The organism is Limimaricola cinnabarinus (assembly GCF_002723615.1).
In the GTDB taxonomy this organism is placed as follows: Bacteria; Pseudomonadota; Alphaproteobacteria; order Rhodobacterales; family Rhodobacteraceae; genus Limimaricola; species Limimaricola cinnabarinus_B.
In genome coordinates, this window is record NZ_KZ304962.1 from 39,860 (window position 1) to 61,396 (window position 21,537).

The 21,537-nt window shown below is 69.3% G+C and carries 21 protein-coding genes, 1 tRNA gene and 1 pseudogene; 12 read left to right on the plus strand and 11 right to left on the minus strand.

The features are described from left to right. Positions 1–13 precede the first annotated feature (13 nt). Positions 14–2,221 carry an excinuclease ABC subunit UvrB gene (uvrB, locus tag CJ301_RS12080; RefSeq protein ID WP_099277639.1) on the minus strand — a complete coding sequence of 736 codons (2,208 nt, stop codon included), beginning with the start codon at positions 2,219–2,221 and terminating at the stop codon, positions 14–16. Positions 2,222–2,352: 131 nt separating this feature from the next. Here uvrB and CJ301_RS12085 point away from each other — a divergent pair, with 131 nt between their 5' ends. The 7 genes from CJ301_RS12085 (at position 2,353) to CJ301_RS12115 (ending at position 10,821) form a co-directional block, all read left to right on the plus strand. Beyond that, positions 2,353–2,664 (plus strand): ETC complex I subunit, encoded by a 312-nt coding sequence (locus tag CJ301_RS12085; protein WP_099277721.1) that lies wholly within the window; start codon positions 2,353–2,355, stop codon positions 2,662–2,664. A 153-nt stretch (positions 2,665–2,817) separates the two neighbouring features. Then, positions 2,818–3,780 (plus strand): MYG1 family protein, encoded by a 963-nt coding sequence (locus CJ301_RS12090; RefSeq protein WP_099277641.1) that lies wholly within the window; start codon positions 2,818–2,820, stop codon positions 3,778–3,780. Between the two features lie 165 nt (positions 3,781–3,945). Further along, on the plus strand, positions 3,946–5,277 hold the full coding sequence (locus CJ301_RS12095) for an aspartate aminotransferase family protein (RefSeq protein ID WP_099277643.1): 1,332 nt from the start codon (positions 3,946–3,948) through the stop codon (positions 5,275–5,277). Continuing rightward, a complete protein-coding gene (locus tag CJ301_RS12100) occupies positions 5,274–5,816 on the plus strand; it encodes a carboxymuconolactone decarboxylase family protein (protein WP_099277645.1) in 543 nt (180 codons plus the stop codon). The genes CJ301_RS12095 and CJ301_RS12100 overlap by 4 nt, the downstream gene beginning before the upstream one ends. Positions 5,817–5,927: 111 nt before the next feature. After that, entirely contained in the window at positions 5,928–6,896 is a 969-nt protein-coding gene (locus CJ301_RS12105; protein ID WP_099277647.1) for a TAXI family TRAP transporter solute-binding subunit, read from the plus strand. Between the two features lie 108 nt (positions 6,897–7,004). Beyond that, complete coding sequence (locus CJ301_RS12110) at positions 7,005–9,644, plus strand: TRAP transporter permease (RefSeq protein WP_099277649.1); 2,640 nt, start codon at positions 7,005–7,007, stop codon at positions 9,642–9,644. 127 nt (positions 9,645–9,771) lie between these two features. Beyond that, positions 9,772–10,821, plus strand: a complete 1,050-nt coding sequence (locus CJ301_RS12115) for a YihY/virulence factor BrkB family protein (RefSeq protein ID WP_162620514.1) — start codon at positions 9,772–9,774, stop codon at positions 10,819–10,821. Positions 10,822–10,878: 57 nt separating this feature from the next. On the opposite strand, the gene CJ301_RS19015 is transcribed toward CJ301_RS12115, so the two are convergent. After that, positions 10,879–11,268: a septal ring lytic transglycosylase RlpA family protein gene (locus tag CJ301_RS19015; RefSeq protein WP_216823289.1), complete on the minus strand. Its 390-nt coding sequence runs from the start codon at positions 11,266–11,268 to the stop codon at positions 10,879–10,881. Between the two features lie 404 nt (positions 11,269–11,672). Between CJ301_RS19015 and CJ301_RS12125 the strand changes: the two genes are divergently transcribed. After that, positions 11,673–12,713 carry a LacI family DNA-binding transcriptional regulator gene (locus CJ301_RS12125; protein ID WP_099277653.1) on the plus strand — a complete coding sequence of 347 codons (1,041 nt, stop codon included), beginning with the start codon at positions 11,673–11,675 and terminating at the stop codon, positions 12,711–12,713. A gap of 141 nt (positions 12,714–12,854) precedes the next feature. Then, entirely contained in the window at positions 12,855–14,156 is a 1,302-nt protein-coding gene (gene xylA / locus CJ301_RS12130) for a xylose isomerase (protein ID WP_099277655.1), read from the plus strand. Between the two features lie 39 nt (positions 14,157–14,195). Here xylA and CJ301_RS12135 read toward each other — a convergent pair whose 3' ends face one another. The 4 genes and pseudogenes from CJ301_RS12135 to CJ301_RS12150 all read right to left on the minus strand — a co-directional run bounded on the left by CJ301_RS12135 (position 14,196) and on the right by CJ301_RS12150 (position 15,769). Next, the gene (locus CJ301_RS12135) at positions 14,196–14,489 is read right to left on the minus strand and encodes a hypothetical protein (RefSeq protein WP_099277657.1); all 294 of its coding nucleotides are present in this window, start codon (positions 14,487–14,489) and stop codon (positions 14,196–14,198) included. Next, a pseudogene (locus tag CJ301_RS12140) lies at positions 14,489–14,833 on the minus strand (ATP-binding cassette domain-containing protein); the annotation flags it as partial. The gene CJ301_RS12135 and the pseudogene CJ301_RS12140, both read right to left, overlap by 1 nt. Beyond that, positions 14,818–15,036 carry a hypothetical protein gene (locus CJ301_RS12145; RefSeq protein WP_099277661.1) on the minus strand — a complete coding sequence of 73 codons (219 nt, stop codon included), beginning with the start codon at positions 15,034–15,036 and terminating at the stop codon, positions 14,818–14,820. The gene CJ301_RS12145 and the pseudogene CJ301_RS12140, both read right to left, overlap by 16 nt. Before the next feature lie 454 nt (positions 15,037–15,490). After that, positions 15,491–15,769 (minus strand): hypothetical protein, encoded by a 279-nt coding sequence (locus CJ301_RS12150; protein ID WP_099277663.1) that lies wholly within the window; start codon positions 15,767–15,769, stop codon positions 15,491–15,493. A 209-nt stretch (positions 15,770–15,978) separates the two neighbouring features. Here CJ301_RS12150 and CJ301_RS12155 point away from each other — a divergent pair. Together CJ301_RS12155 and CJ301_RS12160 are read left to right on the plus strand one after the other, a co-directional pair. After that, positions 15,979–16,055: transfer RNA gene (locus tag CJ301_RS12155), tRNA-Arg, on the plus strand. 441 nt (positions 16,056–16,496) lie between these two features. Next, positions 16,497–16,943: a calcium-binding protein gene (locus CJ301_RS12160; RefSeq protein WP_099277665.1), complete on the plus strand. Its 447-nt coding sequence runs from the start codon at positions 16,497–16,499 to the stop codon at positions 16,941–16,943. Between the two features lie 58 nt (positions 16,944–17,001). Here CJ301_RS12160 and CJ301_RS12165 read toward each other — a convergent pair whose 3' ends face one another. Next, positions 17,002–17,217 (minus strand): hypothetical protein, encoded by a 216-nt coding sequence (locus CJ301_RS12165; RefSeq protein ID WP_099277673.1) that lies wholly within the window; start codon positions 17,215–17,217, stop codon positions 17,002–17,004. 255 nt (positions 17,218–17,472) lie between these two features. On the opposite strand from CJ301_RS12165, the gene CJ301_RS12170 reads away from it, so the two are divergent. Then, positions 17,473–18,207 carry a hypothetical protein gene (locus CJ301_RS12170; protein WP_099277675.1) on the plus strand — a complete coding sequence of 245 codons (735 nt, stop codon included), beginning with the start codon at positions 17,473–17,475 and terminating at the stop codon, positions 18,205–18,207. On the opposite strand, the gene CJ301_RS12175 is transcribed toward CJ301_RS12170, so the two are convergent. Genes CJ301_RS12175 through CJ301_RS12190 form a run of 4 tightly spaced genes read right to left on the minus strand, consistent with a single transcriptional unit; the run spans position 18,204 to position 21,488 of the window. Beyond that, complete coding sequence (locus CJ301_RS12175) at positions 18,204–19,001, minus strand: alpha/beta fold hydrolase (protein WP_099277677.1); 798 nt, start codon at positions 18,999–19,001, stop codon at positions 18,204–18,206. The genes CJ301_RS12170 and CJ301_RS12175 overlap by 4 nt on opposite strands. Then, entirely contained in the window at positions 18,998–19,972 is a 975-nt protein-coding gene (locus tag CJ301_RS12180) for a threonine ammonia-lyase (protein WP_099277679.1), read from the minus strand. Before CJ301_RS12180 ends, CJ301_RS12175 begins: the two co-directional genes overlap by 4 nt. Next, complete coding sequence (locus CJ301_RS12185; RefSeq protein ID WP_099277680.1) at positions 19,969–20,811, minus strand: alpha/beta fold hydrolase; 843 nt, start codon at positions 20,809–20,811, stop codon at positions 19,969–19,971. The genes CJ301_RS12180 and CJ301_RS12185 overlap by 4 nt, the downstream gene beginning before the upstream one ends. Further along, complete coding sequence (locus CJ301_RS12190) at positions 20,811–21,488, minus strand: haloacid dehalogenase type II (RefSeq protein WP_099277682.1); 678 nt, start codon at positions 21,486–21,488, stop codon at positions 20,811–20,813. Before CJ301_RS12190 ends, CJ301_RS12185 begins: the two co-directional genes overlap by 1 nt. Between the last annotated feature and the right edge of the window lie 49 nt (positions 21,489–21,537).

Consider the following 21,537-nt stretch of genomic DNA (forward strand, 5'->3'; position numbering starts at 1 on the left):
GGGCAGGCCGCGCCTAGCGCGGCTTGCGGTTCTTGCGGCGGTCGACATTGCCGCCGCGCTGGCCGGGCTTGCCGGCGGTGGAGCGGCCCGAGGCCTTGGTCGCGGCCTCCGAGGCGCGCTCCACCGCCTGCTGGCGCGCCATGGGGTCGTCCGAGACCATCAGGTCCACCGCCTCCAGCCGCTTCACCTCGTCGCGCAGCCTTGCCGCCTCCTCGAATTCGAGGTTCTCGGCGGCCTTGCGCATGTCGGTCTTGAGCCCGTCGAGAACGGCCTGCAGGTTGGCACCCGCCAATGGCTTGTCGACCTTGGCGGTGACGCGGTTCATGTCGACATCGCCCTTGTAGAGACCGGCGAGGATGTCCTCGACGTTCTTCTTCACCGTCTCGGGCGTGATGCCGTGCTCGGTGTTGTAGGCGATCTGCTTCTCGCGCCGCCGCTCGGTCTCGGCCATGGCGCGCTCCATGGAGCCGGTGATCCGGTCGGCATACATGATGACCCGGCCTTCGGCGTTGCGCGCGGCGCGGCCGATGGTCTGCACCAGCGAGGTCTCGGAGCGCAGGAAACCCTCCTTGTCGGCGTCGAGGATCGCCACCAGCCCGCATTCGGGGATGTCGAGCCCCTCGCGCAGGAGGTTGATGCCGATCAGCACGTCGAAGGCCCCGAGCCGCAGGTCGCGCAGGATCTCGATCCGCTCGATCGTGTCGATGTCGGAATGCATGTAGCGCACCTTGATGCCCTGCTCATGCAGGTATTCGGTCAGGTCCTCGGCCATGCGCTTGGTCAGCGTGGTGCACAGCGTCCGGTAGCCCTTGGCCGTCACCCGGCGGATCTCGTCGAGAAGATCGTCCACCTGGGTCTTCACGGGGCGGATCTCGATCTGCGGATCCAGCAGCCCGGTGGGGCGGATCACCTGCTCGGTGAAGACGCCGCCCGCCTGATCAAGCTCCCACGCCGCGGGCGTGGCGGAGACGAAGATCGATTGCGGGCGCATCGCGTCCCATTCCTCGAATTTGAGGGGGCGGTTGTCCATGCAGGAGGGCAGGCGGAAGCCATGCTCGGCCAGCGTCATCTTGCGCCGGAAGTCGCCCTTGTACATGCCGCCGATCTGCGGGACCGAGACGTGGCTCTCATCGGCGAAGACGATGGCGTTGTCGGGGATGAATTCGAACAGGGTCGGCGGCGGCTCGCCCGGGGCGCGGCCCGTGAGATAGCGCGAATAGTTCTCGATGCCGTTGCACACGCCGGTGGCCTCCAGCATTTCGAGGTCGAAATGCGTGCGCTGTTCGAGCCGCTGCGCCTCCAGCAGCTTGCCCTCGCCCTGAAGCTGGTCGAGCCGCTGCTTCAGCTCCGCCTTGATGCCCTTGATCGCCTGCGCCATGGTCGGGCGCGGCGTGACGTAGTGGCTGTTGGCATAGATGCGGATGCGGTCGAACTCGTCGGTCTTGGAGCCGGTCAGCGGATCGAACTCGGTGATGCTTTCGAGCTCGTCGCCGAAGAAGGAGAGCCGCCAGGCGCGATCCTCGAGGTGGGCGGGCCAGACCTCGAGGCTGTCGCCGCGCACCCGGAAGGAGCCGCGCCCGAAGGCCGCGTCGTTGCGCTTGTATTGCTGGGCCACGAGATCGGCCATCACGGCGCGCTGCTCGTACGTGTTGCCCTTGTGCAGGTCGACCGTCATCGCGCCGTAGGTCTCGACGGAGCCGATGCCGTAGATGCACGACACCGAGGCCACGATGATCACATCGTCGCGCTCGAGGAGCGCGCGGGTGGCCGAGTGGCGCATCCGGTCGATCTGCTCGTTGATCTGGCTTTCCTTCTCGATGAAGGTGTCCGAGCGCGGCACATAGGCCTCGGGCTGGTAGTAGTCGTAATAGCTGACGAAATACTCGACCGCGTTGTCCGGGAAAAAGCCCTTGAACTCGCCGTAGAGCTGGGCGGCGAGGGTCTTGTTGGGGGCGAGGATGATCGCCGGGCGCTGCGTCTCCTCGATGATCCTGGCCATGGTGAAGGTCTTGCCGGTGCCGGTCGCGCCCAGGAGGACCTGGTCGCGCTCGCCCGAGGTGATGCCGCCCGCCAGCTCGACGATGGCGGTGGGCTGGTCGCCCGCGGCGCTGAACTCGGTCTGCATGCGGAAGCGCTTGCCGCCCTCGAGCTTTTCGCGCGCCTTCACGTCGGGCGCGGGGGCGTGCAGCATCGGCATCTGTTCGGGCGAATTGTTGTGCATGGGCGGACTCCTCGAGGCCGAACCAATCTGGCCTCTTTTCGTTCCTGTACAAGAGGGGTGCGGCGTCTTTGCCGCCTTGCATGGCAGTGCGGTTTTGCCGATAACGCCGATCAGATCAGAAGGGACCAATGATGCGCGCACGGATCTACAGACCCGCCCGGACCGCCACCCAGTCGGGCACCGCCAAGACCGAGGCCTGGATCCTCGAATACGCGCCCGCCTCCAAGCGCGAGATCGACCCGCTGATGGGCTGGACCAGCTCGACCGACACGCAAAGCCAGGTGCGGATGTATTTCGACAGCCGCGAGGCGGCGGTGGCCTATGCCGAGAAGCACGGGCTCGACGCGATCGTGCAGGAGCCGCATGTGCGCAAGCACAACATCCGCCCCGGCGGCTATGCCGAGAACTTCTCGAACTCGCGCCGCGGGGCCTGGACGCACTGATTTTGTCAATCCGACTCAAGTTGAGGCGGTTTGGCGGTCGAGATCCGGCGAAGGGGCCGGACGACGCAGCATCGAGTGTCCAACCAACTCGGACGACATAGACTTCTACCAAGGGCGGCCCGAGGGCCGCTCGTTTCGTTTCAGGGATCAGCCATGACCATCACCCATCTCGTCACCCATTCGGGCGGCTTTCACGCCGACGAACTTCTCTCCTCGGTCATCCTGACCCGGCTGTTTCCCGAAGCCGAGCTGGTGCGCAGCCGCGACAAGGCCTGGATCACACCCGCAGAGGGGCGGATCATCTATGATGTGGGCGGGCAGTATGACGCCGAGGCGCGGATCTTCGATCATCACCAGAAGCCCAACCCCCTGCGCGAGGATGGCCAGCCCTACAGCTCCTTCGGGCTGATCTGGGCGCAATACGGGCGCGATTACCTGCGCGCGCTGGATGTGCCCGAGCAGGATGTCGAGAAGATCCACGCCTCCTTCGATCGCGGCTTCGTGCTGCCGGTCGACCTGCTCGACAACGGCGCGGTGGATGCCTCCGCCGCGGGGCCGCTGTATTCGGGGCTGACGCTGCCGGCGCTGCTGGAAAGCCTGAAACCCGCCTTCGACGACCGCGAAGAGGGGGCCGACGACCGCGCCTTTGCCGCCGCCGTTCCGGTCGCGCGCGCCTTCGTCGAGGCCCGCATCCGCCGCTCGGCGGCGAAATACCGCGCCGAGGCGATGGTGCTGGCGGCGATCGAGGCGGCGGGCGAGGGGCGCGTCCTCGAGCTGCCCATGGGCATGCCGTTCCGCGCCGGAATCGAGGCGGCGGGGGCCGATCACCTGCTCTTCGTCGTCCATCCGCGCGGCGCGGACTGGGCGCTGACGACGATCCGCACCGGCGACGACACCTTCGCCACACGCGCCGACCTGCCCGCCGCCTGGGCGGGGCTGACGGATGCGGCGCTGGAGGCCGCGTCGGGCGTGGCGGGGGCGAAGTTCTGCCATAATGGCCGGTTCATCGCCGTGGCGTCGAGCCGGGAGGCGATCATGGCGATGGCGGAGCTGGCGGTGACGGAGGCATCGAGGTCCGATGCGGCGCAGAACGCGGCCTCCCGGCCCGCCGGATGACCCGAAGCGGAGGGCCGGGGCTCATCGGTCTTCCGCTTTCAGCCAGGGCCCGCCCGGCCTTCGCGCGGCTTCGGTCATGAAGGCGGCGGTGTCCGGCTTCGATGGTTGCGCGAGGCGCTGACGAGGCGCATGACTCGTCCAGATTCGAAACCCTCGGAAGCCGTCATGACCCATCTTCTTCATCGTTCCACGCGCCTTCAGCCACGCCGGGCCGTCGCGGCGAGCGGGCTGACCATCACCGACAGCGAGGGGCGCGACTATATCGACGCCTGCGGCGGTGCCGCCGTCTCCTGCCTGGGCCATGGGCACCCGGACGTGATCGCCGCGCTGCACAAGCAGGCCGACACCGTCGCCTATGCCCATACCGGCTTCTTCACCACCGAGGCCGCCGAGCGTCTGGGCGACCGGCTGGTGGCCGACGCGCCCGAGGGGATCGGGCACGCCTATCTCGTCTCGGGCGGCTCGGAGGCGGTCGAGGCGGCGCTGAAGCTCGCGCGGCAATACGCGACCGAGCGCGGCGAGGAGAGCCGCCGCCACGTGATCGCGCGGCGCCAGAGCTATCACGGCAACACGCTGGGCGCGCTGGCGGCGGGCGGCAATGAATGGCGCCGGGCGCAGTTCCGCCCCCTTTTGATCGAGACGCATCACATCGCGCCCTGCTTTGCCTATCGCGAGCAGCGCGAAGCCGAGAGCGACGCCGATTATGCCGCCCGCGCGGCGGGGGAGCTGGAGCAGAAGATCGCCGAGCTCGGGGCCGAGAACGTGCTGGCCTTCGTGGCCGAGCCGGTGGTGGGGGCCACGGCGGGGGCGGTGCCGCCGGTGGGCGACTATTTCAAGCGCATCCGCGAGATCTGCGACCGGCACGGCGTGCTTCTGATCCTCGACGAGGTGATGTGCGGCATGGGCCGGACCGGCACGCTGCATGCCTGCGAGCAGGAGGGGATCGCGCCCGACCTGATGACCGTGGCCAAGGGGCTTGGCGGTGGCTACCAGCCGGTCGGCGCGGTGCTGCTGAGCGAAAGGATCTATGAGGCCATTTCCGGCGGCTCGGGCTTCTTCCAGCACGGCCACACCTATATGGGCCACCCGATGGCGGCGGCTGCCGCGCTGGCGGTGCAGGAGGTGATCGCGCGCGACGACCTGCTGTCCAATGTGCGCGAGATGGGCGCGCATCTGCGCGCGCGGCTGGAGGAGGCTTTCGGCAGCCATGCCCATGTCGGCGACATTCGGGGCAGGGGGCTGTTCCAGGCGATCGAGCTGGTCGCGGACCGCGAAAGCAAGGACCCCTTCGACCCCGCGCACAAGCTGCATGCCCGGATCAAGGCGGCGGCGATGGAGCGCGGGCTGATGGTCTACCCGATGGGCGGCACGATCGATGGGGTGCGCGGCGATCACGTGCTTCTGGCGCCGCCCTTCATCGTCGGGCGCGAGGATGTCGACCGCATCGTCGCGCGGCTGGCGAAGGCGGTCGAGGCGGCGCTGGGAGAGATCGCATGACCGCGCTGGCACCGCTGACCGACGCCGACTGGCCCGGCGGGATCGCCGACATGCTGCCGGGCTTTGCGGGGAAACTCGATATCTACCGCGTCATGGCGCATCACCCGCGGCTTTTGCGCGCGTGGTCGGATCTGCGCCAGCACGTGGTGGTCGACACCACGCTGGGGCTGGAGCGCAGCGAGGTGGTGATCCTGCGCACCGGGCTGCGGCACGGCTCGGATTACGAATGGGGCCACCATGTCAGCCGCGCGCGCAAGCTCGGCATGGAGGAGGCGCGCATCGCCTCGATCAGGGGGCCGCTCGAGGCGATGACGCCCGAGGACGCCACGCTGGCGGGCGCGGTGGACGCGCTTCTGGAGACGTCGCGGCTTTCGCTCGCGCAGCAGGCCGGGCTCGAGGCGCTGGTCGGCCGCGAGGGGATGTTCGACCTGATGGCGACGGTGGGGTTCTACACGGTTCTGGCCTTCATCGCCAACAGCGCGGAATTGGCTCTCGACGCCAACATTCGGGCGGAGTTGGAGAAAACGCCCGCGCCGTAACCTGTTGACAGCGGCGGGCTGTTGACTTTCATCGGTGGTGCAGCAGGCTCAGTCGGAGCCTGATCGCCAAGGCGACCAACGAACATCAAGAAACCTCAAGGGAGAGAGCCCATGAAAACCTATCTCGTCGGAGCCGCGACCGCGCTGACCCTCGCCGCGGGCGGAGCCGCCGCGCAGGACGGCCAGCAGTTCATCTCGATCGGCACCGGTGGCGTGACCGGCGTCTACTACCCGACCGGCGGCGCGATCTGCCGCCTGGTGAACCGCGGCCGCGCCGATCACGGCATCCGCTGCGGCGTCGAGTCGACCGGCGGATCGGTCTACAACATCAACGCCGTGCGCTCGGGCGAGCTCGAGTTCGGCGTCGCCCAGTCCGACTGGCAGTTCCACGCGATCGAGGGCACCTCGCAGTTCGAGGAGCAGGGCGCGTTCGAAGACCTGCGCGCGGTGTTCTCGGTCCATCCCGAGCCCTTCACCGTCGTCGCCCGCGCCGATGCCGGCATCGAGACCTTCGAGGATCTCAAGGGCAAGCGCGTCAATGTCGGCAACCCCGGCTCGGGCCAGCGCGGCACCATGGAGGTGCTGATGGAGGCCATGGGCTGGACCATGGACGACTTCCAGCTCACCTCCGAGCTGCAGGCCGCCGAGCAGTCCCAGGCGCTGTGCGACAACAACATCGACGCCATGGTCTACACCGTCGGCCACCCCTCGGGCTCGATCCAGGAAGCGACCACCGCCTGCGACGCGGTGCTGGTCGATGTCTCGGGCGAGGCCGTGGATCAGCTCGTCGAGGAAAACCCCTATTACCGCACCGCCACCATTCCGGGCGGCATGTATCGCGGCAATGACGAGGACACCTCGACCTTCGGCGTCGGCGCGACCTTCGTCTCCTCGGCCACCGTGCCCGAGGATGTCGTCTACGAGGTGACCAAGGCGGTGTTCGAGAACTTCGACCAGTTCAAGAGCCTGCACCCGGCCTTTGCCGAGCTGACCAAGGAAGAGATGGTCGCCGACGGTCTCTCCGCGCCGCTGCATGCGGGTGCCGAGAAATACTACCGCGAGGCCGGGCTGATCGAGTGATCGCCACGCCTGGCTGAACGACCTGCCGGGGCGCGCCCGATCGCGCCCCGGCCTTCGCCGTCCCGAAGGGGCGGCTTTTCGAAATGATCGAACAGGGGGACGCGTCCGATGGGCGACCAGCGCGAGGACCGGGACGACCGGCAATATTCGGACGACGATCTTCAGGACCTCGTCACCAGTTCGGATTCGGGCGCCCGCGCCCCTGTGAACCGCGCCACGGCGATGCTGATCGCCGGCACGGCGATGGCATGGTCGCTGTTCCAGCTCTGGATCGCCCAGCCGCAGCTGTGGTTCGGCGCCTACCTGCCGGTGCTCAACTCCTCGCAGACCCGGCCCATCCACCTGATGTTCGCGATCTTCCTCGCCTTTCTCGCCTATCCGGCCTTCAAGTCGAGCCCGCGCGAGCGCATTCCGCTGGTCGATTGGGGCCTCGCGCTGATCGGCGCCTTCTGCGCCTTCTACGTCTTCTGGTTCTCGGACCATCTCGCCATGACCGCCCGCTCGGGCCTGCCGACGCAGACGCAGGTCATCATCGGCTCGGTCGGCCTCGTGGTGCTGCTCGAAGCCTCGCGCCGGGCGCTGGGGCCGGCGCTGACCATCGTGGGCGGGCTGTTCCTCGCCTATGCCTATTTCGGCACGGGCTGGCTGATCCCCAACCTGATCGAGCATGAGGGTCTCTCCTTCACCTCGCTGATCAACGCGCAGTGGCTCGACACGGCGGGCGTCTTCGGCATCCCGCTTGGCGTCTCGACCGCCTTCGTCTTTCTCTTCGTGCTGTTCGGCTCGCTTTTGGACAAGGCGGGCGCGGGCAACTATTTCATCCAGCTCGCCTTCGCGGGGCTGGGGCATCTGCGCGGCGGCCCGGCCAAGGCCGCCGTGGTCGGATCGGCCATGACCGGTCTCATCTCGGGCTCGTCCATCGCCAACGTGGTGACCACCGGCACCTTCACCATCCCGCTGATGAAGCGCGTGGGCTTCTCGCGCGAGCAGGCGGGCGCGGTCGAGGTGGCCTCGTCGGTCAACGGCCAGATCATGCCGCCGGTCATGGGGGCGGCCGCCTTCCTCATGGTCGAGTTCATCGGCATTTCCTATCTGGAGGTGATCAAGCACGCCTTCATCCCGGCGGTGATCTCCTACATCGCGCTGGTCTACATCGTGCATCTCGAAGCGCTGAAGCGCGAGATGCCGGCGCTGGGCGAGAGCAAGAGCTTTGCGGGGATGCTGGTGAAGTTCGCGCTCGGCTTCGTGGTGGCGGGCATCGGCTTCACCGCGCTGATCTACGGCGTCGAGGCGCTGGAATCCGCGCTGCCCTCGCTCACCGCGCCGATCATGATGCTGGCGCTGGCGGCGGTCTATCTCGGTCTCGTCTGGGTCGCGGCCAAGCGGCCCGATCTGCATATCGACGACCCCTCCGACGAAGAGATCAAGCTGCCCACCGTGGCCGAGGTCTATGCCACCGGCCTGCATTACGTGCTGCCGATCCTCGTTCTCGTCTGGTTCCTGATGGTGGAGCGGCAGAGCCCGGCCAAATCGGCCTTCTACGCCACCTGCCTGATGCTGCTGATCATCGTCACCCAGCGCCCGATCAAGGCGCTGTTCCGGGGCGAGGGCAGCCGGATCGCGCATGAATTCGGCGCGGGCCTGCACGATCTGCGCGACGGCCTCGTCGCGGGTGCGCGCAACATGATCGGCATCGGCGTCGCCACGGCGGCCGCCGGCATCATCGTCGCCACCGTCACCAAGACCCCGATCGGCACCGAGCTTGCCGGCCTCGTCGAGCAGCTTTCGGGCGGCATCCTGATCCTGATGCTGATCTTCGTGGGTCTGTTCTCGCTCATCCTCGGCATGGGGCTGCCGACCACCGCCAACTACATCGTGGTGTCGTCGCTGATGGCCTCGGTGGTGGTGAATCTGGGCGCGCAGGAGGGGCTGATCGTGCCGCTGATCGCGGCGCATCTCTTCGTGTTCTACTTCGGCATCATGGCCGATGTGACGCCGCCCGTGGGTCTGGCGAGCTTTGCCGCCGCCGCCGTCTCTGGCGGCGATCCGATCAAGACCGGCTTCACCGCCTTCTTCTACTCCCTGCGCACCGTCGCGCTGCCCTTCCTGTTCATCTACAACCCGGCGCTGATCCTCTACGGCATCGACCTCGGGACATGGGCCGGGATGGGGCAGGCGGCCTTCATCTTCGTGGTGGCGACCTTCGCGATGCTGCTCTTTGCCGCCGCGACGCAGGGCTATTTCCTCGCGCCGTCGAAGATCCACGAATCCGCCGCGCTCCTGCTGGTGGCCTTCACGCTCTTCGTGCCGGGCTTCTGGCTCAACCAGCTGCAAAGCCCGTTCCAGACCTACGCGCCCTCCGAGTTCGAGACGGCGGTGTCCGAGGCCGATCCGGGCGATACGCTGCGGCTCAAGATCCAGGGGCCGGATTTCAACACCGGCGAGATGGCCGAGACGACGCTGGTGATGCAGGTGGCCGAGGGTGCCGTGGCCGAGCGGATCGACGCCTCGGGGCTGCTGCTCTACCCCGAGGGCGAGACGATGCGGCTCGACGAGCCGATGTTCGGCACCACCGCGGCCGAGAAGCTGGGCGATTTCGACTTCTACGCCGAAACGCCGGTGGAGCTGGCGCAGGTGCAGGCGCCGCGCGAGCGGATCACGAAATACGTGTTCTACATCCCGGCCCTGCTGCTTCTGGGCGTGGTGGTGCTGTTGCAGCGCCGCCGCCAGACCGTCCCCGCCTTCTGAGGGGGAGCGCCGGCCCTCACCTCGACCCGAAGGGAGAAAGAGAACACAAAGGCCGGACCAGTGTCCGGCCTTTGCGCGTTCCATGTCATGGGGCATTCGGGCTCATGCGCGAAGGAGGGCGAAAGGCATGAAACAGCGAGATGGCGAAAGGCCCGGCCCGGGCAACGAGGCGGCATCGCGGCACGAAGGCGCGCATCCGGCCGAACCGGCCAGGCCCGAACAGGCCGAAGGCGAAAGCGAGCGGGGGCGCGAGGCATGGCGGCCCCGGCAGATCCAGCCGCCGGGCTGGCGCGACATCGCCCTCAGGGTGGGGCGCAGGATCGGCCGGGATCTCGTCCCGCTGGTGGCGGCCGGGGTCGCCTTCTTCGGCATGCTGGCGCTGTTTCCCGCGCTTGCGATGCTGGTTTCGCTCGCGGGGCTGTTCTTCGAGCCGGAGCTTGTCCTGCGGGAGGTCGACACGTTGCAGGGGCTCGCGCCGGCGGAGCCCTTGGCGGTGGTGCGCGACCAGCTGGGCGAACTCGTGGGGCAGGCCCCGGGACAGGCCACGGCGACCGCGACGATCAGCTTCGTGCTGTCGCTGTTCTGGGCCTCGCGCGGGATCGACAACCTGGTGAGCGGCATCAACATGGCGCATGTCGAGACCGAGACGCGCAACATCATCTCGCGCAACCTGGTGTCGCTGGGGCTGACGGCGGTGCTGACGGCGATGGCGCTCGCCGCGCTGGCGCTGGCCGTGGCGGTGCCCGCGGCACTCGAGACGCTGGGGCTGTCGGGCCCGGCCGACACCATCATCCGCATCGGCCGCTGGTCGGTGCTGGGGCTGTTGTCGATGCTGGCGCTCGGCCTGCTCTATCGCTACGCGCCCGCGCGCCGGGCGCCGAGATGGAGCTGGGTCACGCCGGGCGCGGTGCTCGCCACGGCGCTGTGGCTGGGCAGCTCGGTGCTGTTTGCGCTCTTCGTGCGCAATTTCGGAAGCTACCAGCCGACCTACGGGGCGCTGGCCGGTGTGGTCATCCTGCTTCTCTACATCTGGATGACCGCCTTCGTCGTGCTGCTCGGCGCCTTGCTCAACGCCGAGATGGAGCACCAGTCCCGCCGGGACACGACGCGCGGACCGGTGCGGCCGATGGGCGAGCGCGACGCGCAGATGGCCGATACGCTGGGGCGCAAGCCATGAGCCGGGCAAGCGCCCTTCGCGGCGGGAGAGAGGCCCCACCGCGAAGGGCCGGATGGCTCAGCCGTTGGCGAGCACCTCGACCGTGACATGGCCGACACCGCTGGCGATCAGGCCGATATTGCCCGCAGCCCCCTTCGACAGGTCGATGATGCGGCCCCCCGCATAGGGCCCGCGATCGTTGATCCGCACCACGACCGACTTGTCGGTCGCCTCGTTGGTGACGCGCACCCGCGTGCCGAAGGGCAGGTCGGGATGGGCGGCGGTGAGGCTGTTCATGTCGTAGGTCTCGCCATTGGCGGTGAGCCGCCCGTGGAACCCCGGCCCGTACCAGGAGGCGGCGCCTTCGAAGGTCCGGGTGACGCTGTCCGAATGGGCGATGGCGATCGGTGCCGCCAGCAGGCAGGTCGCGGTCAGCAGGGTACGGAGCAGGGCGTTGGGCTTGATCAAGGGTCCGTCCTTCGATTGTGGTCCTCGTCTCTGCGCCCCATCTGCGCGGCCCGCCGCCGCGATGCAACGGCCGAGGCGGCCCGGTTCCCTCGTGGGCAGAAAGCGGGCGAAGGCTCGCCATTTCACGCGGTCCTTGCGGCGTGCATCCGCCGAAATCGGCAATTCCGGGCCCGTTTTGCCTCCGGGGTCTTGCAATGACGGCGGGATTCCCGATTTCAGGCGGTCCGCTTCGAGGCAGGTCTCCTGTCGCCCCCTTCGAAAGCGCGGCCTCGATCCGCGCGTCATGGCTGGCGGCGAAGGTCGCGGCGGGCGGCATGGGGATGACGGGCGCGGGCGTGCGCGCGGTTTGCCCAACAGGCGGGCTTGGGCTAACCACGAGGGCGAAGCAGCGCGGGAGCCGCCCTATGTTACGTCCGACGGTGCATGATGTGGCCCGCGTGGCCAATGTCAGCCTTTCGACCGTCGACCGCGTGCTCAACGGCCGCGACGGGGTGCGCGCGGCCACGCGCGAGCGGGTGCGCGCGGCGATGCGCGAGCTGGGCTACGAGCGCGACATCATGGCCGCCAACCTGTCGCGCAAGCGGGTCTACAAGGTGCATTTCACCCTTCCCGAAGGGTCCAACAGCTTCATGCGCAACCTCGCCGAAGAGGTGCGCGCCCAGGCGCGCGAGGCCGCGCGCGACCGCACCCGGATCAGCATCTCCACGGTGCCGCCCTTCGACGGGCGCGCGCTCGCGGCCGATCTGCGCCGCCTGCGCGACGCGGCCCCCGAGGCCGTCCCGGACGGGGTGGTGGTGGTCGCCACCGATGCCGCCGAGGTCCGGCAGGCGGTCTCGGAGCTGCGGGGGGCGGGCATCGAGGTGATCACGCTGGTCTCTGACCTGCCGGCCTCGGCGCGCAGCCGCTTCGTCGGGATCGACAACGTCTCGGCCGGGCGCACGGCGGCGGGGCTTCTGGGCCGGTTCTGCCGGGGGCAGAAGGGCCGGATCGCGATCGTCGCGGGCTCCATGCTGCTGCGCGACCATGTCGAGCGCAGGCTGGGCTTCGAACAGGTGATGCATGCCGAGTTCGCGCATCTTGCGCCGATGCCGCCGATCGAGGGGCGCGATGCCGCCGATGAGGTGGAGCGGCGGGTAAGCGAGGCGCTCGAGGCGCGGCCCGACATCACCGGGATCTACAGCCTTGGCGGCGGCAATGGTGGTCTGCAAAGGGCGCTGCTGCGCGTCTCTCCCACGCCGCGCCCGATGGTGGTGGCGCATGAGCTGACCGAGCAATCGCGCCACGCGCTGCAGGACGGGGTGTTCGACGCGGTGCTGCACCAGGATATCGGCCACGAGGTCCGCAGCGCGCTCGACATCCTGCGCGCGCTGATCGACGCCACGCCGGTCGAGGCGGGCAGGGGGCTGATCCGCACCGAGATCTTCTTGCGCGACAACCTGCCCTAGCTTCCGGCGCGGAGAGGCGGAGGGAATGGTTTGCGCATGAAGGTTTTTGATGTACGTTAATCAAAATTCAGTCGCACCGGCGGGGCGGCCCGTTCATCGGCCCCTCCGCGAAGCGCGGGGCGCAAGGGAGAGCGAGAGACCATGACAGATTTCTTCAAGGGGATCCCGGCGATCCGCCATGGCGGCCCCGAGGCCGACGGCGATTTCGCCTTTCGCCATTACGACCCGGACGAGGTGGTGATGGGCAAGCCGATGAAGGCGCATCTGCGCTTCTCGGTCGCCTATTGGCACAGCTTCGCCTGGGAGGGGGGCGACCCTTTCGGCGGCCAGACCTTTGATCGGCCCTGGTTCGGCGAGGGGATGGAGAAGGCCAGGCTCAAGGCCGACGTGGCCTTCGAGATGTTCGAGATCCTCGGCGCGCCCTATTTCTGCTTTCACGACGTCGATGCGCGGCCCGAGGGCGCGGATTTCGCCGAGAACACCCGCAACCTGCGCGAGATCACCGACTACTTCCAGGGCAAGATGGAAGAGACCGGCACCAGGCTCCTGTGGGGCACGGCGAACCTGTTCTCGCACCGGCGCTACATGTCGGGCGCGGCGACCAACCCCGACCCGGATGTCTATGCCTTTGCCGCCGCGACGGTGAAGTCCTGCATCGACGCCACGCATCAGCTCGGCGGCGAGAACTACGTGCTGTGGGGCGGGCGCGAGGGCTACGAGACGCTGCTCAACACCGATATGGGGCGCGAGCGGCAACAGGCGGGGCGCTTCCTCGCGCAGGCCGTCGAATACGCCCGCAAGATCGGCTTTGACGGCACCATCCTGATCGAGCCCAAGCCGCAGGAGCCGACCAAGCACCAATACGACTACGACGTCGCCACGGTCTACGGCTTCCTCAAGGAGTTCGGGCTGGAGAAGGACGTGAAGGTCAATATCGAGCAGGGCCACGCGATCCTCGCCGGTCACAGCTTCGAGCACGAGCTGGCGCTGGCGCGCGAGCTGGGCATCTTCGGCTCGATCGACATGAACCGCAACGATTACCAATCGGGCTGGGACACCGACCAGTTTCCCAACAACGTGCCGGAGATGGCGCTGGCCTATTACGAGGTGCTGCGCGCGGGCGGCTTCACCACCGGCGGCACCAATTTCGACGCCAAGCTCAGGCGCCAGTCGCTCGACCCCGAAGACCTGATCCTCGCCCATGTCGGCGGCATGGATGCCTGTGCGGCGGGCTTCAAGGCGGCGGCGAAGATGCTGGAGGACGGCAAGCTCGAGGCCGCGCGCGAGGCGCGCTACGCGGGCTGGGACAGCCCCGAGGCCAAGGCGATGCTGGACGGCGGGTTCGAGGAGATCGCCGCGCGGGTCGAGGCGGAGGGGATCAACCCCGCGCCGCGATCCGGGCGGCAGGAGCGGCTCGAAAATCTCGTGAACCGCTACCTCTGAGGCAAGGCGGCGGCCCCGCCGGGGGCCGCCGCATCCCCGTCAGAACGGGCTGTCGGGGAAGTAGTAATCCTCGGCATTCTCGGGCGTCACCAGCTCCGCGTGCCCCTTGGCGGCCAGATCGCGCAGGAAGGCGTAGATCTGCTGCTTGGTGCCGATGTCTATGCCGCGGGTCGGCTCGTCGACGAGGAGAATGCGCGGCTCCGACAGCATGGTCTTGGCCAGCAGCAGTCCGCGCAGCTTGCGATCCTCGGTCAGGTAGCACAGCCCCCGCGCCAGCGCGTCCGAGGGGCGGCGGATCACGGCAGGCGCGCCCTCGATCTCCAGCGTCTCCATCCGCGCCGGATCTCGCGGCCCAGAAACACGTTCTGCTCGACGGTGAGCTGCTCGGCGAGGTTGAACTCCTGGTGGATCATCACGATCCCGGCCTCCTCGCCCTCATGCAGGCTGGCAAACCGCGCCTCCTGTCCGTCGAGTTCAATGCGCCCGGAGGAGGGGGGCTGGTAGCCCGCCATGATCTTCATGGTGGTGGATTTGCCCGCCCCGTTCTCTCCGATCAGCGCGTGGACCTCGCCGGGATAAAGGTCGAGATCGACGCCGTGCAACACCTCGACCGGCCCGAAGCTGCGCCTTATCTCGCGCAGCGACAGGATCGGCGCGGCGCTCACAGCCTCGTCCAGGCCGCGTCGGCGCGCGAGGAGGCGACGCAGGCGGCGATGAAGCCCATGCCCGCCATGCCGTCCCCGATCCCCGGCAGCAGCGCTTGCGCGGTGTCGCGGTCACCGCCCGCCTGCACCGCGCGGATCGCGTCGGCGGCCTCGGCATGGAACGTGGCGAAGGCTTCGAGATAGCCCTCGGGGTGGCCCGCGGGGATGCGGCTCACGGCGTTGGTCGCCTCCTGCGCGCCGCCGCCGCGGCGGATCAGGCGGCTGGCCTCGCCATGCGGGGTGAACCACAGCGCGTTGGGCGCCTCCTGCGCCCATTCGAGCCCGCCCGTCGCGGCTCCTCCACAAAGCGCACGTCGCGGGCGCGGCCCGCTTTCGGATCGCCCCCGGGTTGCCCGGGGCAGTCCTCCCTCACGAAAGCGTATGAAGCATTTTGACTTACGTCAATCATGCTCGGGCAAGAGCCGTGAAGGGCGCGCGGCCGATGGGGTGATGGGAAGGGGGGTCGCCATGCCGGGGCGATGGCCCGAGGCAGGCGGCGTGGCCGCGAAAGGCGGCGCGGCGGCCATCCCGGCAAGACGGGGCGGGAATGCCGGGGGGCGTGTCTTGAGCGAGGCGTCCCGCGCCCCAAGGCCGGTTCGGCCATGGGCGCGGGCGCCAAAGAGCGGTGGCTCAGAGCGTGGCGGCGGCCGGGCCGGAGCCCTGCTGCGGCGCCGCAAGCGGCATCTCCGCGATCACGTCGGCATCCGCGCCCAGCTCACGGCGGGCATCGGCCACGATCCGCTCCGCCTCCTCGATCGTGTCCGCGGGCTTGCGCCACAGGAACTCCGTTCCGTCCTTGTCGCGCCGCCGGGCGACGACGTCGTATTCGGTGGCGGCCTGTGGCCCGGAGCGGAGGCGAAGCCCGGTATCGGTGCATTGCAGCGGAACGATCTCGATCGAGTGGGTCATTGACTTGTCGCGTGTTGTTTCGGATGCCGCCCTCTTAGCGCAACGGGCGCCTGCATGTAACCGCTTGGCGCCAGAAGGCCGCGGGCGCTGTGTCCTGCGCCGTTCGCCTGCAATTGCCGGGTTGAGTCGCCCCGCGAATTTGCGCATCTTCGCGCCGACTCGTCAGAGTCGCCCCCGGCGCGCGGTTTCGGCCCCGAGCCGGCCTTCGCGGTCCCATAGCTCAACTGGATAGAGCAGCTGACTTCTAATCAGCAGGTTCGGGGTTCGAGTCCTCGTGGGATCGCCATGGGCCGTTTTCCTCTTTCGCAACTTATTGATAGTAATTGGTCTTTTGGCGTGTGTTTACAGCCGGTTCGGCGGTGTCTACAACTCGTCACCCCCGCCGCGCTGCTGGCGCTCGGCGCTGCCTGTGCCATGACCGCGGGGCCGGTGGGCGGGAACGGGGCGCGCGTTGCGGATCACTTCGAAGGCCGCGTCACGCAGGTCACGGCGCCGCTGACCTTTCGGCTCGTTTGCTGCGAGACGCTGCTGGGCCTTGCCGATCTGGCGCCGGTCGATGCCACCCCCGCCACGGCCCAAAAGCTGCGCGCGGCGCTTCTGGGGCAGGTTCTGTCCTGCACGACCGGCAGCGGGCTGACCGAGGCGGGGGGCGGCGCGTGCGCTGCCTCGACGCGAATGGCACGCCGCTCTCAAGGCGGCTGGCAAGGTTCGGCCTGGCCGAGAGGCGATGCGACAGCGGTGCCGCCACGCGCGACGCCTGCTGAGACGAAAGCGGCGCGGGGCGGTCCCGTGCCGGGGTGAGAGCGGCGCAATTCGGAGCGGCGTCAAGGGCACGCCCGAGCGGGCGCTGCTCTACTGGGGCGGCCTGATCGGCATCGAGATCGACGACCCGCTCACCGGGATGGAGGGGGATGACGCGATCTACGGCCTGCAGGACAACGACAGGCTGCTCGGTCTGGCGGGCAACGACATCCTCGCCGGGCACGAGGACAACGACCGGCTGGTCCGCGGGCCGGGCAATGATGCCGCGCGCGGCGGCGCGCGGCGCGACCTGCGCCGCAACCACATGGCGCAGGAGGGCGAGGATGTGCGCATCGATGACGGCGCGGGCATGGTGATCATGTTGCGCGACCTGGCCCTCGGCGATCTGCACGCGCGCGACGTCCAGTTCTGAGCGCCACGAGGCGCGGCGCCCCCGAAAATCCTTCGGGCGCCGCGCCGATGGGGCGGGGTCAGTCGGCCTTTCTTTGCAGCCGGGCCGCGCGCAGGGCGGCGATCTTGGCGGTGCGGGCCTCGGTCTCGGCGTCGAGGATGGCGCGGGCGGCGCGGGTGGTGATGTCGCCCTTGGTTTCGGCGACGGGCGCCGGGGCGGGCCGGGCGGGGGCGGCGCCATTCGCCTGGGACATGCGGGCTTCGAGGTTGGCGAAGGTCAATTCGAGGGCGTTCATGATCTGTCCTTTGTCGGGGCACGGTGTCGGGGCACGGTGTCGGGGCACGTTCGGACCATTGCGTCGGGGTCGGCGCGCCGCCTGTGCCGTTGCGATAGAAGCTATGTCGCCACCGTCATCCGGCAAGGTGCCGCGAGGTGCGGCATTGCGCATCATGCCGCGCGGGGGTGCGAAAGGGGCTGTGGCGGCGCGGCGGGGCGGTGTAGACCAAGCCCCGAGGATCGGCATCAAGACCAACCCATGAGGACAGAGCAGATGATGACACGGGCAATCGGCATGGCGGGGCTTTCGGCGGCCTTTGGCCTCGCGGCGGCGGCCGCATCGGCGCAGGGGCTGGCGGGCGGCACGCTCGCGCTCGAAACCTCCGCCTTCTTCGAAGAGGGCGCGATCGGCCATACCAGCTATTCGGGCGGGCTTCAGTTCGACATCGGGCTGGGCTTCGGCGCGGCGATCGACCTGGCCTCCTATGGCTTTTCGGGCTTCGGGGCCGATGGCAGCAATGCGACGCTGCACGCGCTTTACGATTTCGGCCCCTATGTGATGGGCCTCGACGGCGCGGTGGTCGGGGCCTTCATCGGGCGCGACGGCTACGAGGAGGGCGACGCGGAGATCCTTGGCGTCGAGGCTGCCGCATCGGTCTTCGGCCTGCGTGCGGAGGGCTATCTCGTCCGCCATGACGGCACGCGGGGGCAGGCCGACGTGGCCGGTCTTTCGGCGCGCTACGAGATCACGCCCGCGATCTTCGCCACGGGCGGGGTCGGCTATGCCGATGCCGATGAGGGCGCGCTGACCCGCATGGCGCTGGGCGGCGGCTACCGGATCGAGGGCGGCCCGCGGCTCTGGGGCGAGCTGGGCCGGATCGAGGCCGAGGACGAGGCCTTCGGCGGCGACGAGACCTTTCTCGCCATCGGCGCGGAGATCGGCTTCGGCCCGCTGTCGGGCACCAGCTTCGGCACGCGCAGCCTGTTCGACGTGGTGCCGGGGCTCTAGGCCCCGCCCGAGAGCCCGAGCGCGCGCAGTTGCGCGCAGACGAGAGCGGCCCAGTCCTCGGGCCGCTCCATCGGGGGCAAGTGCCCGGCGCGGCGCAGGATCTCGAAGCGCGCGCCGGGGATCAGCTCCACCGTCTCGCGCATGAGATCGGTGGGCACCGAGCGGTCCTCGGCGCCCGCGATGCCCAGCACCGGCAGGCGCAGCCCCGAGACCGGGGTCCACAGATCGGTGCCCGAGACGGCGGCGCAGCCGCCGAGATAGCCCTCCAGCTGCGTGCCCCCCAGCATCCGCCGCGCCCGCCCCGCCGCCGAGCCGTGGCGCGCGTCGCGCCCGAGCCAGCGGTCGAGCACCGTCTCGACCTGTGCCGCGAGCCCGTCGCGCCGGATCGTGGCGATGCGGTCCTCCCAGATCCTGGGCGTGCCGATCTTGGCCGCGGTGTTCGACAGGATCAGCGCGCGCACGAGGTCGAGCCGCTTGACCGCCAGCCCCTGCGCCACCATGCCGCCCAGCGACAGCCCCGCCACCACCGTCTCGCGCAGGCCATGCGCCTCGATCACCGCCTCGGCATCCGAAACCATCTGCCCCATGGAGTAGGGCGCGGGCGGCACGTCCGAGCCGCCATGGCCGCGCAGATCGTAGCGCAGCGCGCGGATGTCGCCGGGCAGCAGCGGCAGCACCGCGTCCCACAGCGTCATGTCCATCCCGAGCCCGTGCAGAAGCACCAGCGCGGGCGCGCCCTCGGGCCCCTCGATCCGGGTGGCGAGCCGGCAGCCATCGCGCGCCCCGACGATCACCGGGCCGTCTCCAGCGCGCGGGCGAAGAGCGGCCCGTCGACATTGCCGCCCGTCGCCACCGCGATCACTGCCTCGCCCTCGATCTCGCCGGGGTGAAACAGCGCCGCGGCCAGCGCCACCGCGCCGCCCGGCTCGATCACGATCTTCAGGTGCCGGAAGGCCAGCGCCATGGCGCGCAGCACCTCCTCCTCGGTCACCACGAGGCCGGGCCCGGCGAGGCGGCGCAGGATCGGAAAGGTGATGTCGCCCGGCTGCGGCGTGACGATGGCGTCGCAGATCGAGCCGTTCAGCCGGGCGTTGCGGCGGATCTCGCCCGCGGCGAGGCTGCGGGCCGTGTCGTCGAAGCCCTCGGGCTCTGTAGTGCGCAGCCGCATCTTCGGGGCCTGCGCCTCAAGCGCCAGCGCGATGCCCGCGCTGAGCCCGCCGCCACCGCAGCAGACCAGCACCTCCGCTTCGCTCACGCCGAGCTCCGACGCCTGCTCGGCGATCTCCAGCCCGGTGGTGCCCTGACCCGCGATCACCAGCGGCGCGTCGAAGGGCTTGATCAGCGTCAGCCCGCGTTCCTCGGCCAGCGCCGCGCCCATGGCGTCGCGGTCGTCGGTCTCGCGGTCGAAGGGCACGACCTCCGCGCCCAGCGCCCTCGTCCCGTCGATCTTGGCCTGCGGCGCGTCCTTGGGCATCAGGATCACCGCCGGGATGCCGTGTTCGCGCGCGGCATGGGCCACGCCCTGCGCGTGGTTGCCCGAGGAAAAGGCGATGACGCCGCGCGCGCGGATGTCTTCGGGGAGGGCCGAGACGGCGGACCAGCCGCCGCGCGCCTTGAAGGAGCCGGTGACTTGCAGGCACTCGGCCTTCACCAGCAAGGGGCGGCCTGCCATGCGGTCGAGCGCGGGGGCCCTGAGAAGCGGCGTGCGCCGCAGCCTGTCGCCGATGCGGGCGCGTGCCGCGCGGATCATCTCGATATCGCTCAAAGCCCGTCCTCCATGGCCGACCGGCACTTCGCCAGCCAGCCCTGCAATGCCGCGAGGGATCGGGCCTCGTCAAGAAAGGGCACATGGCCGCGGCCCGGCACGTCGGCAAAGATCATGCCGGGGTTGCGGCGGCGCATCTCACCCGCTGTCTCTCGGGTCAGCAGTTCGGAATTCGCGCCCCGGATCAGCGCCACGGGCAGGCCCGAGAGCGCATCGAAGAGCGGCCACAGATCGGGCGCGGGCTGCACCGCGCCGCCCAGCACCGCCTCGCGCAGAGCCGGGTCGTAGCGCAGCTCGAGCCCGTCAGGCGTCTGCTCGTAATGCGCGCGCACCTCCGCCAGCCAGCGGTCATGCGGCACGTCCTCGAAGCCGGTCCATGTCCTGGCGCGAAAGCGTGCGGCCTCTTCCCATGTCCTCTGCGCGGGACGCCGCCCGAGATAGCCCTTGATCGTCTCCAGCCCCGCGGGCGCGATCTCGGGGCCGATGTCGTTGAGCGCCACGCCGATCAGCCGCCGCTTCGCGCTGGCGGCGAGCGCCATGGCGATCAGCCCGCCGCGCGAGGTGCCTAGGATCGCGGCGCGCTCCAGCCGCAAGTGATCCATCAGCGCCAGCACGTCGCGCGCCTCCTGTCCCACCGTGTAGCTCGCCGGATCGGCCCGATCCGACCGCCCCCGGCCGCGGTAATCGGGCCGGATCAGCCGGACGCCGCCCAGATGCGGCGCGACATGGTCGAAATCGGCGGCGTTGCGCGACAGGCCGGGCAGGCACAGAAGCGGCAGGCCCTCGCCCTCGTCGAGGTAATGCAGCCCGACGCCGTCTTCCGCCGCAAAGCGCGGCATCAGGCGAAGCCCGCGATACGGGTCAGGTCGGGCAGCACATGGGTCGGGCGCGACCAGAGCCTGTCGCGCGGCTCCTCGTTGCGGTTCACCCATGCGGTGATGAAGCCGTAGCCCGTGGCCCCCGCGATGTCCCAGAAGTTCGAGCTGACGAAGAGCACCTCGTTCCTGGTGCAGCCGAAATGCTGGCCGACGAGGTCGTAGACCCGCGCATCGGGCTTGTAGACCCCGGCGGCCTCGGCCGAGAGCACCGCGTCGAGGCTGCCGCCGATGCCGGCGCTCTCAACGGCGCGGTCGAGCATCTGCGGCGCGCCGTTCGACAGGATCGCGACGTTGCGGCCCTTGGATTTGAGGTCGGCCAGCACCTCGCGCGCTTCGGGAAAGGCGGGCAGCGTGTCGTAGAGCGCCAGGAGCCGCGCGCGCAGGTCGGGGTCAGGCAGCCCGGATTTTTCGAGCGCATAGGTCAGCGCGTCGGCGGTGACATGGCCGAAATCGATGTGGTGGCCCGCGATGCTGCGCAGCCATGTGTATTCGAGCTGCTTGGTGCGCCAGTCGCGCGAGACCTGCTCCCAGCTTTCGGCCAGCGCCTCGCCGCCCGGCTCGGCGCTGGCGATGCGGGCCGCGCCGGCGACGTCGAAGATCGTGCCGTAGGCGTCGAAGACGATGGTGCTGATGGTCATGAAATCCCCCTGTGGTGGCGAGGCTGGCATGCCTCGTGTCCCAGTGAAA

Coding starts and splice junctions, on each gene's coding strand:
- CJ301_RS12185 (WP_099277680.1), bottom strand. CDS start 20,811: ATGCCGCGCTTTGCGGCGGAAGACGGCGTCGGGCTGCATTACCTCGAC.
- CJ301_RS12105 (WP_099277647.1), top strand. CDS start 5,928: ATGAAAACCTATCTCGTCGGAGCCGCGACCGCGCTGACCCTCGCCGCG.
- uvrB (WP_099277639.1), bottom strand. CDS start 2,221: ATGCACAACAATTCGCCCGAACAGATGCCGATGCTGCACGCCCCCGCG.
- CJ301_RS12160 (WP_099277665.1), top strand. CDS start 16,497: ATGCGACAGCGGTGCCGCCACGCGCGACGCCTGCTGAGACGAAAGCGG.
- CJ301_RS12090 (WP_099277641.1), top strand. CDS start 2,818: ATGACCATCACCCATCTCGTCACCCATTCGGGCGGCTTTCACGCCGAC.
- CJ301_RS12170 (WP_099277675.1), top strand. CDS start 17,473: ATGATGACACGGGCAATCGGCATGGCGGGGCTTTCGGCGGCCTTTGGC.
- CJ301_RS12190 (WP_099277682.1), bottom strand. CDS start 21,488: ATGACCATCAGCACCATCGTCTTCGACGCCTACGGCACGATCTTCGAC.
- CJ301_RS12100 (WP_099277645.1), top strand. CDS start 5,274: ATGACCGCGCTGGCACCGCTGACCGACGCCGACTGGCCCGGCGGGATC.
- xylA (WP_099277655.1), top strand. CDS start 12,855: ATGACAGATTTCTTCAAGGGGATCCCGGCGATCCGCCATGGCGGCCCC.
- CJ301_RS12085 (WP_099277721.1), top strand. CDS start 2,353: ATGCGCGCACGGATCTACAGACCCGCCCGGACCGCCACCCAGTCGGGC.
- CJ301_RS12165 (WP_099277673.1), bottom strand. CDS start 17,217: ATGAACGCCCTCGAATTGACCTTCGCCAACCTCGAAGCCCGCATGTCC.
- CJ301_RS12125 (WP_099277653.1), top strand. CDS start 11,673: ATGTTACGTCCGACGGTGCATGATGTGGCCCGCGTGGCCAATGTCAGC.
- CJ301_RS12135 (WP_099277657.1), bottom strand. CDS start 14,489: ATGGAGACGCTGGAGATCGAGGGCGCGCCTGCCGTGATCCGCCGCCCC.
- CJ301_RS12150 (WP_099277663.1), bottom strand. CDS start 15,769: ATGACCCACTCGATCGAGATCGTTCCGCTGCAATGCACCGATACCGGG.
- CJ301_RS12095 (WP_099277643.1), top strand. CDS start 3,946: ATGACCCATCTTCTTCATCGTTCCACGCGCCTTCAGCCACGCCGGGCC.
- CJ301_RS12115 (WP_162620514.1), top strand. CDS start 9,772: ATGAAACAGCGAGATGGCGAAAGGCCCGGCCCGGGCAACGAGGCGGCA.
- CJ301_RS12110 (WP_099277649.1), top strand. CDS start 7,005: ATGGGCGACCAGCGCGAGGACCGGGACGACCGGCAATATTCGGACGAC.